Below are 12987 nucleotides of genomic sequence, written 5' to 3'. Positions count from 1 at the left end.
GGGCGGTGGAGACCGGGAGGGGCGGGCTTGCGCGGGTCGAGGAGCTCGCGGGCGTCGTGGTCCGTCGGGGCGCCTGCGCGCACCCCGACGGCACCGTACGGCTGGTGCGCTCCCTGCTCGCGGCGTTCCCCGGCGAGGTCGCCGAGCACGCCGCCGGCGCCTGCGGCTCGGCCCTGCAGGAGGCGTCGTGAACCAGCTGCGCGTGGACTGGCCCGCCTGCCGTGGCCGGGGGCTGTGCCACGAGGTACTGCCCGAGCTCGTCGACCTCGACGAGTGGGGCTACCCGGTGGTCACCGGGCCGGTTCCCACCGAGCTGGTCGAGGAGGCTCGGGAGGCGGTCCGGGTCTGCCCCCAGCTGGCGCTGCGCCTCACCCGCTGACCCGTCACTGTTTGCCCGCTGACCCGTCGCTGTTTGCCCGACGCACCACCCGTCCCATCCGTCACTGAGTGTGCGGGAACACCCGCGCCGCCTCACACCCGATCGAGGAAGGCGTCCACCAGGGCCTCGGCGCGGGCCCGGGCGGCCGGCTCCTCGGCGACGGTGGCCGCACGCAGCTCCTCCACGGACAGTCCCCTCTGGTGGACGAACCGATCGCCGCCGTTGTCCAGCCAGCCGTGCAGCATCCCGGCGGTGAGCTCGGGGTGGAACTGCACCGCCAGGTTGCGGCGCAGCACGAACGCCTGCGACGACACCGGGTTGCGGGCGATCTCGCGGGCCCCCGGCGGCAGTGTCCAGCAGTCCTGGTGCCACTGGAACCACGGGCCGCGCGGCACCAGCGACGGCTCGTCGGACTCCACGCTCACCCAGCCGATCTCCGCCTCGGACGCCCGCGACACGGTGCCTCCGTGCGCGGAGGCCAGCAGCTGGCCGCCGAAGCAGATCCCGAGCACCGGGATCCCCTCCCGGTCCGCGGTCCGCAACAGCTCCAGCTCGGGCAGCACCCAGCTGGCGACGCCCGGGTCGTACGCCGACCACGGCGCACCCATCGGGATGACCAGGTCGAACCCGGTGACCTCGGGGAACTCGGTGGCCACCCCCGGCGAGTGGAAGTGCTCCTCGGGCACCACCTGGTGGAGCACCATGTCGACCAGCCGCTCCTCCAGCCGGTCGCCGATCGGCCCCGGTGGTGAGACGTGGTCGTGCTGGATGACGAGCGCGCGCACCCGGCCTCCTCTGATTCCTCCTTGTCGACCGGGTACCCGGCCATTATCGTTCGGAGCCTAACGGTCGCGCGGCGGCGTGCGCGACCCCAGCCGAAGCCTGGAGCGTGTGCATGAGCCAGCCGACACCCACCGTCGTCACCGAGTTCGAGGCCGACGTCGTGGTCACCGGACTGACCCACCCCGCCGAGGACGTCGTCGAGCTGACGCTCAGCGCTCCCGACGGCCGCGCGCTCCCGCCGTGGACCCCGGGCGCCCACATCGACCTGCTCCTGGACAGCGACCTGGTGCGCCAGTACTCCCTGTGCAGCAGCCCGGCCGAGCCCACGTCGTACCGTGTCGCCGTGCTGCGGGCCCCGGACGGCCGCGGCGGGTCTGAGCGCGTGCACGCGCTCAGCGAGGGTGCGAGGGTGCGCATCCGCGGGCCACGCAACAACTTCCCGCTGCTCGCCTCACCGCGCTACCTGTTCATCGCGGGCGGCATCGGCATCACCCCGATGCTGCCGATGATCGAGGAGGCCCAGGCCGCCGGCGCCGACTGGCACCTGCACTACGGCGGCCGCAGCCGCGCGTCGATGGCCTACCTCGCCGACCTCGAGAAGTACGCCGACCGCGTCACCGTGGTCCCCCAGGACGAGCAGGGTCTCCTCGACGTGGCCGGGATCCTCGGCACGCCGCAGCCCGGGACACTGATCTACTGCTGCGGGCCGGAGCCGCTGCTGGCGGTGGTGGAGGAACACTCCTCCCAATGGCCGGCCGGTGCGCTGCACCTGGAGCGGTTCGCGGCCAAGACCGTCGAGCGCGAGGGCGAGGACGCCTCGTTCGAGCTGGTGCTGCAACGCTCCGGGATCACCGTGACGGTGCCGCCGGACAAGAGCGTCTTCGACACCATGCGCGACGCCGGGGTGTCGGTGCTGGGCTCCTGCCTGGAGGGGATCTGCGGCACCTGCGAGACCGGCGTGCTCGAAGGCGAGGTCGACCACCGTGACTCGGTGCTGGACCCTGACGAGCAGGAGGCGATGGACTGCATGATGGTCTGCGTCTCCCGCTGCCAGGGCGACCGGCTGGTCCTGGACGCGTGAGCGGGAAGGAACGACCTGCGATGAGCCACTCCACCACCGGGCGCCGCTGCCCCGACGTACCCCACCACGCGTGGTACGCCGCAGCCACCACCGACGAGGTCGGCCGGACCCCGCTGGCCCGCCGGGTGCTCGGCACCCGGCTGGTGCTCTACCGCGCCACCGACGGCCGCGCGGTCGCCCTGGAGGACCGGTGCAGCCACCGGCCCGTGCCACTGAGCAGCGGGCGGGTCGCCGGCGACGACATCATCGCGGGCTACACCGGCTTCCGGTACGCCCCCGACGGCTCCTGCGTCGCCGTGCCCACCCAGGAGAAGGTGCCGTTCGGTGCGGCGGTCCGCGCCTTCCCCGTGCACGACGACGGCTCGTTCGTGTGGGTGTGGACCGGTGACCCCCGGGTCGCCCGGCTGCGCCCGCCGCCGACCGCCCCCTGGCTGCGCGACCCCGCCTGGGCCTCCTTCGGTGACACCTGGGAGACGCGGGCGTCGGTGCGGCTGCTGCTGGACAACTTCTCCGACATCACCCACGTCGCGCACGTGGACCCCGAGATCGCGCCTCCGGCGCTCGGTGCGGGTCCGACCCCGCCGCTGGAGGTGCGGGTCAGCGAGACCACGATGCAGTTCTCGCGCGACTACCCGCCCGCGCCGGTCGCCGACTGGCAGGCGGCGCTGCTCGGAGTACCGGCCGAGTCCGCCCACGCCCACCGCGAGGAGGGCGAGTTCGTCTCCCCGGGGCTGTGGGTGGACCGGTGGCACACCACGGTGAGCGGCCAGGGCGCCGCGGACGGCGTGCACAGCTTCGTGTTCACCCACGCGCTGACCCCGGTGGACGAGACGACGACCCGGCACGTGTGGCGGGTGAGCCGCAACTTCGCGTCCTCCGAGGCCGCGGAGGGCACGCTCCGACCGCTGTTCGACCGGTACTACCGGCGCGTGCAGCAGGCGCTGGAGACCATGCAGGAGCTCGTCGCCGAGGACGGTCCGCGACCAGAGGTGAGCGTCGCGGCCGACGCCGCGGCGACGACCGTACGCCGGATCATGGACCGCCTCGTCGCCGACGAGACCGGCGTCCGCTGAACTCCCCGCCGGTCGGGCACGACCGGCCGGGAGAATGGGCCGGAGCAAGCGCTCGGCCCAGCCCAGGAGGCCCCCGTGTCCCCAGACCACACTGGATCCGTCGGCGAGCGGGCCCGGGCCCTGGTGGCCGGGCTCACGGTGCCGCAGAAGATCCGCCTGGTGTCGGGCAAGGACTTCTGGCGCACCGAGGACCTCGAGGCGACCGTGCCCGCGATCACGGTCGCCGACGGCCCGCACGGGCTGCGCAAGCAGGTCGGCGCCTCCGACCACGTCGGGCTCGGCGGTTCCGTCCCCGCCACCTGCTTCCCCGTGGCCGCGGTGCTCGCCTCGACGTGGGACCCCGAGCTCGTGGAGGAGGTGGGCCGGGCGCTCGGTCGCGAGGCGAAGGCGGAGGACGTCGCGATCCTGCTCGGGCCAGGGCTGAACCTCAAACGGCACCCGCGGGGGGGCCGGAACTTCGAGTACCTCTCCGAGGACCCGCTGCTGTCGGGCCGGATGGCGGCGGCGCTCGTGCGTGGCATCCAGGCCGAGGGGGTCGGCGCCTGCGCCAAGCACTTCGCCGCCAACAACCAGGAGACCGCGCGGATGGTGGTGGACACCGTCGTCGACGAGAGGACGCTGCGCGAGACCTACCTGCGCGGCTTCGAGATCGTCCTCGCCGAGTCGTCCCCCGCGGCGGTGATGACGGCGTACAACCAGGTCAACGGCGAGTTCTGCTCCGACCACGCCCACCTGGTCGGCGAGGTGCTGCGCGGAGAGTGGGGGTACGACGGCCTGGTGGTCTCGGACTGGGGCGGCACCAACGACCGCGTGGCGGGGCTGGCGGTGGGCCTGGACCTGGAGATGCCCGGGGGTGCGCACGCCTTCGACGCCGAGATCGAGGCTGCGGTCGCCGCGGGACGGCTGCCCGTGGCGAGCCTGGACCGGGCCGCGACGCGGGTGCTCGAGGCCGCGCTGCGCTGGCAGGAGGTGCCCGGACGCGGCACCCCGGCCGACCTCGACGCCCACCACACGCTGGCCCGCCGGGTGGCCGCCGCGGGCACCGTGCTGCTCACCAACGACGGGATCCTGCCGCTGCGTCCGCAGGGGACGCTCGGCGTGGTCGGGGCGTTCGCCACGCAGCCGCGGTACCAGGGGGCGGGCAGCTCACAGGTCACCCCGACCAGGCTGGACTCCCTGTGGGACGTGCTCACCGCCACGCTCGCCGAGCAGGCGCCTGACGTCTCGGTGCAGCACGCGCCGGGGTACGACGCCGCCACCGGCGCCACGACCGACACCCTGGTGGGCCAGGCCACCCGGCTGGCCGCGGCCGCCGACCAGGTGGTGCTCCTGGTCGGGATGCCGGGCCGGGAGGAGGCGGAGGGCCGCGACCGGGCCGGCGTACGTCTGCCCGACGGGCACGAGCGGCTGGTGCGGGCGGTGCTCGAGGTCAACCCCCGCACGGTCGTGGTGCTCTGCCACGGCGGCGGCGTCGAGCTCGACTGGGCCGACCGGCCCGCCGCGCTGGTCGAGGCGTACCTCGGCGGCCAGGCCGGTGGCGCCGCGCTGGTCGACGTACTGCTGGGGGCCGCCGAGCCCGGCGGCCGGCTCGCCGAGAGCGTCCCGGTCCGGGTGGTCGACCTGGCGGCCGACGCGAACTTCCCCGGGCACCCCCGACAGGTGGAGTACCGCGAGCGCTCCTTCATCGGCTACCGGTTCCACGACACCTGGAGCGTCCCGGCCCGCTTCCCGTTCGGGCACGGCCTGTCCTACACCCGGTTCGAGCACCGCGCGGTCGAGGTCTCCGGCATCGGCACCGACCTCACCGTCACCGTCGAGCTGGCGAACGTCGGGGACCGCGCGGGCTCGGAGGTGGTGCAGGTGTACGTCGCGGGGCCCGGCCGGCTGCTCCAGCGTCCGCTGAAGGAGCTGCAGGGGTTCGCGAAGGTGCACGCGGCAGCCGGGGAGAGCGTCAGGGCACGCGTCCGGCTGTACCGCCGGTCGTTCACCGTGTGGGACGTGGCGTCCGGCCGCTGGGTGGTGGAGCCGGGACGGCACGAGGTGCTGGTCGGGTCCTCCTCCGCCCATCTCTACCACCGCCACGCCGTGGACCTCGAGTCCGACGACCCGCCGGCGCCTGCGGCGCGCACGGTCGGGCCCGTCGCCGGCGACGAGGAGTACGCCGACCTGCTGGGCCACCCGGTCCCGGTCCCAGCCCGGGCCCGTCCGTTCACCCGATCCTCCCCGCTCTCCGACCTCGGGTCGAGCTGGGCGGGCCGCCGACTGCTGGGGCTGGTGGGCCGGCCGATGGCGCGCCGGTTCGCGGACGGTGGCTCCGCGGAGCGGGAGGAGCTGCTCGAGAGCGTGCTTGCGGGGCTCCCCGTGCGCGCCCTGGCCCAGATGGGGCCGGGACCGGTGACCTTCGCCCGCCTGGACCGCCTGCTGGCCCTGCTCAACGGCGAGCCGCTCCGGGCGGTGGGGCGGCGGCGTACGGACTGAGCGGGTGGCGCGGCCGGGTGCTGGCTCGATGCCCCGGGTGCTGAGCCGCGCCGCGCGGAGCCGCCCCCCCGACTACTGGTGCGTACGACGCGCCTGGTACGTCGTACGCACCAGTAGCCCGCCGGGCGGGCGAGGCGGGGAAACCAGCAGCGCACTCAGGCAGGCGTCACCTGCACCGGGAACGCCTTGATCCCGTTGACGAAGTTCGAGCGCACCCGGCGTACCTCCCCGGCGAGCTGGATGTCGGCCAGCCGCGGCAGCAGCTCCTCGAACATCAGCCGGATCTCCATCCGGGCCAGGTTGTTGCCCAGGCACAGGTGCGGGCTGCCCTTGCCGAAGGTCATGTGGTCGACGTTGGCTCGGGCGACGTCGATCCGGTAGGGGTCCTCGAAGTGCGCGTCGTCGCGGTTGCCCGAGGCGAACCACATCACGACCTTGTCCCCCTCCTTGATCTGCTTGCCGCCCAGCTCCACGTCCCGCGTGGCGGTACGCCGGAAGTGGTAGACCGGCGACGCCCAGCGCAGCAGCTCCTCCACCGCCCCGGAAATCAGCGACGGGTCGGCCTTGAGGGCGGCCATCTGGTCGCGCTGCTCCATCAGCCCGAGCATCGAGCTCGAGATGGCGTGGCGGGTGGTCTCGTTGCCCGCGATCACCAGCAGCGTGAAGTACATGTTGAAGTCCTGCTCGGACAGCGGGCCGCCGTACTCGGGCATCTTGTTGGCCAGGATGCTGATCAGGTCGGTGCCGTCGCCGCCGGTCCGCTCCCGCTTCAGCCCGTTGCCGTAGTCCCACACCTCCTGGACGGTCGGCGAGCGGAACGGCAGGTGCTTGTACTCCTCGGACTCCTCCAGGTCCGCGCGGACCTTGGCGAAGTCCGGGTCGGTGTTGCCGACGAACTCGTTGCCCCAGGCGATCAGCTGGCCGGTGTCCTCCGCGGGTACGTCGAGCAGCCGCGCCAGCACGTTGATCGGGAAGTCGGCGCTGATCTCCTCGACGAAGTCGATCACCCCGCCGTTGTCGGCCGCCTTCGCGAACGCCTCGTCGAGGGTGCGCCGGGTGAGCTCGCGCAGGAACCCCTCGTAGTTGTTGAGCAGGTTGCGGGGGGAGAACTCGCGCTGGATCAGCTTGCGCATCGCCAGGTGCCGCGGCCCGTCGGTCTCCAGCAGGGAGCGCCGGACCTCGCGGTCCTCGGCGGCCACCTCCTCGAGGTTCACGAACTGCTCGGAGGTGAAGGTCTCGGGGTCCCGGTCGACGGCCCAGATGTCGTCGTACCGGGTGACCGCCCAGAAGCCGTGGTTGGGCGCCGGCTCGGGGTTCCAGTGCACGGGGTCCTCGGCACGCAGCGTGTCGAGCTGCGCGAAGCCGCGCAGGTTCGCGAACCCGTCGATGTCGGACAGGTCGACCTCTTCCAGCGGCACAGGCTCGTGGCGGGGCATCGGGGATCTCCTTCGTGGTCTCGTCCGGCCGGACCGGCTGGCCGGCCAGTGGGGGCGCGACGGGCGCTCGACCCGGTGGTCAGAGGTGGTAGGTGTACTCGTGGAACTCCCAGTCGGTGATCCAGTGGTTGAACCGCTCGATCTCGTCGCGCTTGTAGGTCAGGAACGCCTTGGTGAACGGCTCGCCCAGCACAGCGGCGAAGTCCGTGTCCGCCTCGTAGGCGTCCAGCGCCTCGCCGAGGGTCTGCGGCAGCTGGTCGGACCGGCTGGGGTCGTAGCCGTAGCCGACCAGCGGCTCCGGCGGCTCCAGCTCGTCGCGGATGCCGAGCAGGGCTCCGGCGAGCATGCCGGCGATGGCGAGGTAGGAGTTCGCGCTGGCGTCCCCGAGCCGCAGCTCCATCCGCGACGCGGAGCCGCGCTCCGGCGGGATGCGCACCATCGCGCTGCGGTTGTCCATCCCCCAGTCGACCAGCCAGGGCGCCAGCGTGTCGGGGCCGAAGCGCTTGTAGGAGTTGATGGTCGGGTTGGCCACGGCGGCCAGCGCGGGGGCGTGCGCGAGGATGCCGGCGACCGCGTGCCGGGCCAGCTTCGACAGCCCGTGCGGCCCCTCGGGGTCGTCGAAGAGCGGGGTCTTCCGGTCGGTGGACCACATCGAGAAGTGCAGGTGGTAGCCGGAGCCGCCCTCGTCGTTGAACGGCTTGGGCATGAACGTCGCCAGCCTGCCCTCGTGCAGGGCGAGCTCCTTGACCGCGTGCTTGAAGCGGTGCGCACGGTCGGCGGCGTCCAGCGCCGGCCCGTGCCACAGGTTGATCTCGAACTGGCCGGAGGAGAACTCGTGGTTGGCCGAGATCACCTCGATGCCGTAGTCGCCCAGCTTGCGCAGGGAGTCCAGCAGCACGTTCTCGGGGTCGCCCTTCAGGCCGGACACGTAGACGTTGCCGGTGCCCTCGCCGTAGCGGCGCCACCCCGACGGCGACTCCTTGGACTCCTCGAGGAGGTAGAACTCCAGCTCGGGGCCGACGATCGGCACCATGTCCAGCTCCGCGAACTTGGCCACCACCGTGCGCAGCACCTGGCGCGGGCTCTCCTCCGCCGGCGTGCCGTCGGGGTTGTACATGTCGGCGATGCAGTGGGCGACGCCGGGCTCCCACGGGATCGGCAGCAGCGTGGTGATGTCGGGGAAGGCCAGGATGTCGGGCAGCCCGGCGGACAGGCCCCCCTCGATGTCGACCACGCCGCCGCGGGGCGTGGTGCCGAACACCGAGCGGCAGAAGGCGACCCCGCTGCTGACGGTCCGGGGGAACCGGTTGACCAGCACGTCGCGGCCGCGATCGGTGCCGATGATGTCGGCGTACCCGAGCCGCACGACGTCGATGCCCTGCTCGCCGAGCTGGTCGGCGGCCGCCTGCAGTCCGGACACGTCGAAGTGCGCCACGGGCAACCCCTTCGGATTGGTAGGAGCGAGGTCGTTTGGGTCCGAACAGTACCGACGGCTCCCCGCCCCGGCAAGAGGTTCCGCCCGGCGGATGATCCCGCTATCGTACGGACCCGAACGAATCCGCCTAATCCACGTCCCGGCCACCCCAGGAGCCTCGATGACCCAGATGAAGGGTTTCTTCTTCCCGCGTACGGCGAGTGGCCAGGCCTCCTTGATCCCCTCGCCCCCGTGGTACTACTCCGGCGACCTGCTCACCGTCGAGTACCGCACCGACCCCGCCCGGGTGGCCGAGCTGCTCCCCGCGCCGCTGGAGCCCGCGGCGGAGGACCCCGGGGCGGTGGCGCTGATCTGGGCGGACTGGCAGTCGTGCTCCGCGGGCCGCGAGGAGCTGCTCGACCCGGTGCGCTCGCAGTACAAGGAGTGCTTCGTCGTCGTGCGCTGCTCCTACCGGGGCCGTACCTACTCCCGGTGCGTCTACATCTGGGTGGACAAGGACTTCGCCATCGCCCGCGGGATGCACCAGGGCTACCCGAAGAAGCTGGGCTCGATGTGGCAGACCCGGCCGCACCCGTTCGCCCACGGCGCGCCGCAGATCGCCGCGGGCGGCGTCTTCGGGGCCACCCTGGCCGCCGGCGACCGGCGGCTGGCCGAGGCCGTGCTGACCCTGCGGGAGGAGTCGGAGACCAACGGGTTCGTCAACGCCCACCCGATGGCCCACCACCGGGTCTACCCCGACATCGCCGGCGGCGGCGACGCGTACGCCGAGCTGATCGAGTCCGGCGGCGCGGAGTTCGCCGGCGGCCAGGCCTGGCGCGGCGACGTGGAGGTGCGGCTGTTCGACTCCCCGACCGAGGAGCTCTCGCGGCTCACCGTCGAGGAGGTCATCGGCGGCTACTACCGCCAGGTGGGCGTGGTGTGGAACGGCGGTACGTCGCTCGAGCGGCTGACCGACTGAGGCGGCCGGAGCCGGCGTACCGTCCACTGGGTAGGGTCCCACCATGCCCGACCAGCACACCCTCGAGGAGACCGAGCGCGCCACGAGCGACCGGGTCGGGCACCTGGCGCTGAACTACCCGGCAGCCCACGCCCTGTCCAGCCTCTACCGTGCCGCCAACGCCGCGCGGGCCCACCTGACCCGGACCGCGCTGCGGCCCCACGACCTGACCTGGACCGGCTTCCTGGTGCTGTGGCTGCTGTGGATCTGGGACCGGATGGAGACGCGCCGGGTGGCCGAGAGCGTCGGCATCTCCAAGGCCACGCTCACCGGGGTGACCAGCACCCTGGTCCGGCGCGGCCTGGTCGAGCGGCTGCCCAGCCTGCAGGACAGGCGCCTGGTGGAGCTCACGCTCACCCCGGCCGGGCGCGAGCTGATGGTGGTCCTTTACCCGCAGTTCAACGGCGCCGAGGCCCAGCTGGTCGCCGCCGTCCCGGGAGAGGCGCTGGCCACGATGACCACGTCTCTGCGCCAGATCGTGACGACCGCGGAGGCTTTGGAGGACTGACCGGAGCGCGTCGGCGACGCGCGGCGGGTCCGGGCGCAGCACCCGCCCTCGTCTCCCCTCCCCTAGTCTCGCGGCATGGCACCGCTTCCTGCCCGGCAGCGCCGGGGCTACGCCCTGGGGGGAATCGCCACCGGCACCTACGGCACGGTCCCCGGCCTGCTGCTCATGCCGTACCTGACCGAGGTGATCGGGATCCAGGCGGCGCTGGCCGGCCTGGTGGTGTTCGTGCCCAAGGGCTGGGACTTCGTGCTCAACCCGCTGGCCGGCCGGGTGAGCGACCGCTCGACGAACCCGCTCGGGCGCCGCCGCCCCATCATCCGGCGCGCCGGGATCGTGATGGCCGCCGGGTTCCTCGCGATCTTCGCCGGGCCCACCGCTCCGCCGTGGCTGGCCACGGCCTGGGTGGTGGCCGCGTTCCTGGTCGCGGCGACGGCCTACGCGTTCTTCCAGGTGCCCTACCTGGCGATGTCGGCGGAGATCACCGAGGACTACGCCGAGCGGACCCGGCTGATGATGTGGCGGGTGGTCGTGATCACCGGGGCGATCATGGTCGCGGGGGCGACCGCGCCGCTCCTGGTCGAGGCGCTCGGCGGGGCAGCGGGCTACCGGCTGATGGCGGTCGTCATGGCCGTGCTGATCCTGGCCGGCACCTGGGGCCTGTGGGTCGGCACCCGCGGGGCTGCGCTGACCCGGCACGAGGCCACCAGCGGGACGCTGCGCGAGCAGCTGGCGCTGGTCGTCAGGAGCCCGCACGTGCGGACCCTGCTCACCGCGTTCGTCCTCCAGGCGGTGGCGATGACGATGGTCCTGGCGGGCATCAGCTACACGGCCCGGCACGTGATGGGCGACTCGGCCGTCGCCACCTACGCGTTCGTGGCGTTCGTGGCGCCGGCGGTCGTCGTCAGCCCGCTGTGGGAGCGGTTCGGCCTGCGCTGGGGCAAGAAGGCGGGGTTCGCCGCCACGTCGGTGGTGCTGGTGGCCGGCCTGCTGGCGCTCACCGCAGCGCGCGGCGGCAGCCTCGGTGTGCTGCTGGGCGGGGCGGCGGTGGTCGGCATCGGGTACGCCGGCAGCCAGCTCTTCCCGCTGGCCATGCTGCCCGACCTGGCCGCGCACGACGCGATGGAGTCCGGCCAGAACCGGATCGGCCTGCTCACCGGCACCTGGTCGGCCTTCGAGCTGCTGGGCTTCGCGCTCGGCCCGGCGGCGTACGGCTTCGTGCTCGCGCTGGGCGGCTACGTCTCCGGGGCCGCGGAGCAGAGTGCCACCGCGACGAACGCGATCCTGCTCGGGATCTCGGTCGTGCCGGCCGTGCTGGTGCTCCTCAGCCTCCTGGCGCTGAGCCGCTACCGGCTGGACCGGGTGCTGCGGGCGGAGGGAGTCGACCATGCGGTCCGCTGACCTGCTGGCCACCATCCAGGACCTGGTCGCGCTCGCCCCGAGGGCCACCGGTACGCCGGGTGGCGAGGCCGCGGCCGACTACGTCGCGGGACGCTTCCGCGCGGCCGGTCTGAGCGACGTCGGCTTCCTCGAGGTCCCCTCGTACTCCTGGCGAGCCACCCGCTGGCGGCTCGGAGCCGGCGGCCAGGACCTGCCCTGCGCGCCGGTCCTGCACAGCGCGCTGACAGACCACCACACGACCGGCCCGCTGGGCGGCCGGGTCCGGGCACCGGTCGTCGACATCGGGGAGGGCACCGTCGAGAAGCACGACGTGCGAGGCCGGATCGTGCTGTTCGACCTGGCCTTCCAGATGTCCCTGTACTCCCTGCTGCCGATCAGCGAGTACATCCACGACCCGGGACGCCGCCTGCTGCGCCACGAGGTGCTGCGCTCTCGCAACCCCTACATCACCTCACTGACCACGGTGATGTCCGCGGCCGCCGAGGCCGGTGCGGTGGGGGTGGTCGGCGTGCTGCGGGACTACCCCGAGTCCCTGCACTACCACAACGAGTACTACCGCCGGTCCGTCCTTCCGTTGCCCGGGGTCTGGGTCACCCGATCCACCGGCAGGACCCTGCGCGGCCTGCTCCGCCAGGACCCGGTGGCCGAGCTCGAGCTGGCCGTGGAGCGCGAGCGGGTTGCCTCGCGCACCGTGCTCGGCGTACTTCCCGGACGGACCCGCGAGACGGTCATGGTGCAGTCCCACCACGACTCGGTCGGACCTGGTGCGGTCGAGGACGCCTCGGGCAGCGCCGAGGTGATCGCCCTCGCCGAGCACTACGGCCGGCTGGCCGCGCAGGGGGCGACCCGGGAGAAGACGCTGCTGTTCGTCACCTTCGACACCCACTTCACCGGCTACCAGGCGCACCAGGAGTTCGCCCGCCGCTACGCCCTGGACCCGGGCAGTCCCTACGACCTCGTGCTCAACGCCACCGTCGAGCACGTCGGCCTGCGAGCGGTGCGCGGCACGGACGGCGCCTTCGCGAGCACCGGCGAGACCGAGCCGCGTGGACTCTTCGAGAACCTCAACCCCCGGCTGAAGTGGGAACTGGTGCGGGCGATCCGGCGGCACGGCCTGCACGGCACCTGCCTCCTCAACGCCTCGCTGCTGGAGTACTCCCGCTCCGGGATACCCACTGACGCCTCCTTCATGCTGCTCTCCGGGGTCCCGACGGTGAGTCTGATCTCGGGACCGCTCTACCTGTACGACGACGCCGACACCCCCGCGTTCGTCGACACCGACCAGCTCGTCCCGGTGGCCAGGTTCTTCATCGACCTCATCGACCGGGCCGATCGGGCACGCGGGGACCGGATCGGTCTCGTGCCTCGCTCGCTGCGCCGACGGCTCCCCCGGGGCCGCTGGTGATGCAGCACGGCACG

12 protein-coding genes are annotated in these 12987 nt (G+C 72.9%); 9 read left to right on the top strand and 3 right to left on the bottom strand.

Annotated elements, in window-relative coordinates:
• Both PLP61_RS03600 and PLP61_RS03595 read left to right on the top strand, forming a co-directional pair.
• A partial coding sequence (locus PLP61_RS03600; RefSeq protein WP_324500438.1) for an NADH-ubiquinone oxidoreductase-F iron-sulfur binding region domain-containing protein occupies nt 1-191 on the top strand: 191 nt, incomplete at its 5' end.
• Nucleotides 188-379 carry a ferredoxin gene (locus tag PLP61_RS03595; RefSeq protein WP_324500436.1) on the top strand — a complete coding sequence of 64 codons (192 nt, stop codon included), beginning with the start codon at nt 188-190 and terminating at the stop codon, nt 377-379. The genes PLP61_RS03600 and PLP61_RS03595, both read left to right, overlap by 4 nt.
• A 92-nt stretch (nt 380-471) precedes the next feature.
• On the opposite strand, the gene PLP61_RS03590 is transcribed toward PLP61_RS03595, so the two are convergent.
• Nucleotides 472-1164: a type 1 glutamine amidotransferase gene (locus PLP61_RS03590; RefSeq protein ID WP_324500434.1), complete on the bottom strand. Its 693-nt coding sequence runs from the start codon at nt 1162-1164 to the stop codon at nt 472-474.
• 110 nt (nt 1165-1274) lie between these two features.
• Here PLP61_RS03590 and PLP61_RS03585 point away from each other — a divergent pair, with 110 nt between their 5' ends.
• The 3 genes from PLP61_RS03585 to PLP61_RS03575 all read left to right on the top strand — a co-directional run bounded on the left by PLP61_RS03585 (nt 1275) and on the right by PLP61_RS03575 (nt 5794).
• Nucleotides 1275-2243 (top strand): PDR/VanB family oxidoreductase, encoded by a 969-nt coding sequence (locus tag PLP61_RS03585; protein WP_324500432.1) that lies wholly within the window; start codon nt 1275-1277, stop codon nt 2241-2243.
• A gap of 20 nt (nt 2244-2263) precedes the next feature.
• Nucleotides 2264-3316, top strand: a complete 1053-nt coding sequence (locus PLP61_RS03580; RefSeq protein ID WP_324500430.1) for an aromatic ring-hydroxylating oxygenase subunit alpha — start codon at nt 2264-2266, stop codon at nt 3314-3316.
• A 75-nt stretch (nt 3317-3391) separates the two neighbouring features.
• On the top strand, nt 3392-5794 hold the full coding sequence (locus PLP61_RS03575; RefSeq protein ID WP_324500428.1) for a beta-glucosidase: 2403 nt from the start codon (nt 3392-3394) through the stop codon (nt 5792-5794).
• Nucleotides 5795-5949: 155 nt separating this feature from the next.
• Here the strand turns inward: PLP61_RS03575 and PLP61_RS03570 are convergent, their stop codons facing one another.
• Both PLP61_RS03570 and PLP61_RS03565 read right to left on the bottom strand, forming a co-directional pair.
• Nucleotides 5950-7230 carry a cytochrome P450 gene (locus PLP61_RS03570; protein WP_324500426.1) on the bottom strand — a complete coding sequence of 427 codons (1281 nt, stop codon included), beginning with the start codon at nt 7228-7230 and terminating at the stop codon, nt 5950-5952.
• 79 nt (nt 7231-7309) lie between these two features.
• Entirely contained in the window at nt 7310-8665 is a 1356-nt protein-coding gene (locus PLP61_RS03565; protein WP_324500424.1) for a glutamine synthetase family protein, read from the bottom strand.
• A gap of 160 nt (nt 8666-8825) precedes the next feature.
• On the opposite strand from PLP61_RS03565, the gene PLP61_RS03560 reads away from it, so the two are divergent.
• The 4 genes from PLP61_RS03560 to PLP61_RS03545 all read left to right on the top strand — a co-directional run bounded on the left by PLP61_RS03560 (nt 8826) and on the right by PLP61_RS03545 (nt 12973).
• Nucleotides 8826-9623 (top strand): acetoacetate decarboxylase family protein, encoded by a 798-nt coding sequence (locus tag PLP61_RS03560; protein ID WP_324500422.1) that lies wholly within the window; start codon nt 8826-8828, stop codon nt 9621-9623.
• 43 nt (nt 9624-9666) lie between these two features.
• The gene (locus tag PLP61_RS03555) at nt 9667-10170 is read left to right on the top strand and encodes a MarR family winged helix-turn-helix transcriptional regulator (protein ID WP_324500420.1); all 504 of its coding nucleotides are present in this window, start codon (nt 9667-9669) and stop codon (nt 10168-10170) included.
• 75 nt (nt 10171-10245) lie between these two features.
• Nucleotides 10246-11568, top strand: a complete 1323-nt coding sequence (locus tag PLP61_RS03550) for an MFS transporter (protein WP_324500418.1) — start codon at nt 10246-10248, stop codon at nt 11566-11568.
• Entirely contained in the window at nt 11555-12973 is a 1419-nt protein-coding gene (locus PLP61_RS03545) for a M28 family peptidase (RefSeq protein ID WP_324500416.1), read from the top strand. Before PLP61_RS03550 ends, PLP61_RS03545 begins: the two co-directional genes overlap by 14 nt.
• Nucleotides 12974-12987 lie beyond the last annotated feature (14 nt).

This window comes from Nocardioides sp. (assembly GCF_035429765.1).
GTDB lineage: Bacteria > Actinomycetota > Actinomycetes > Propionibacteriales > Nocardioidaceae > Nocardioides.
The sequence above is the reverse complement of the archived record's forward strand: the minus strand, read 5'-3'. Positions and strand labels throughout refer to the sequence as shown.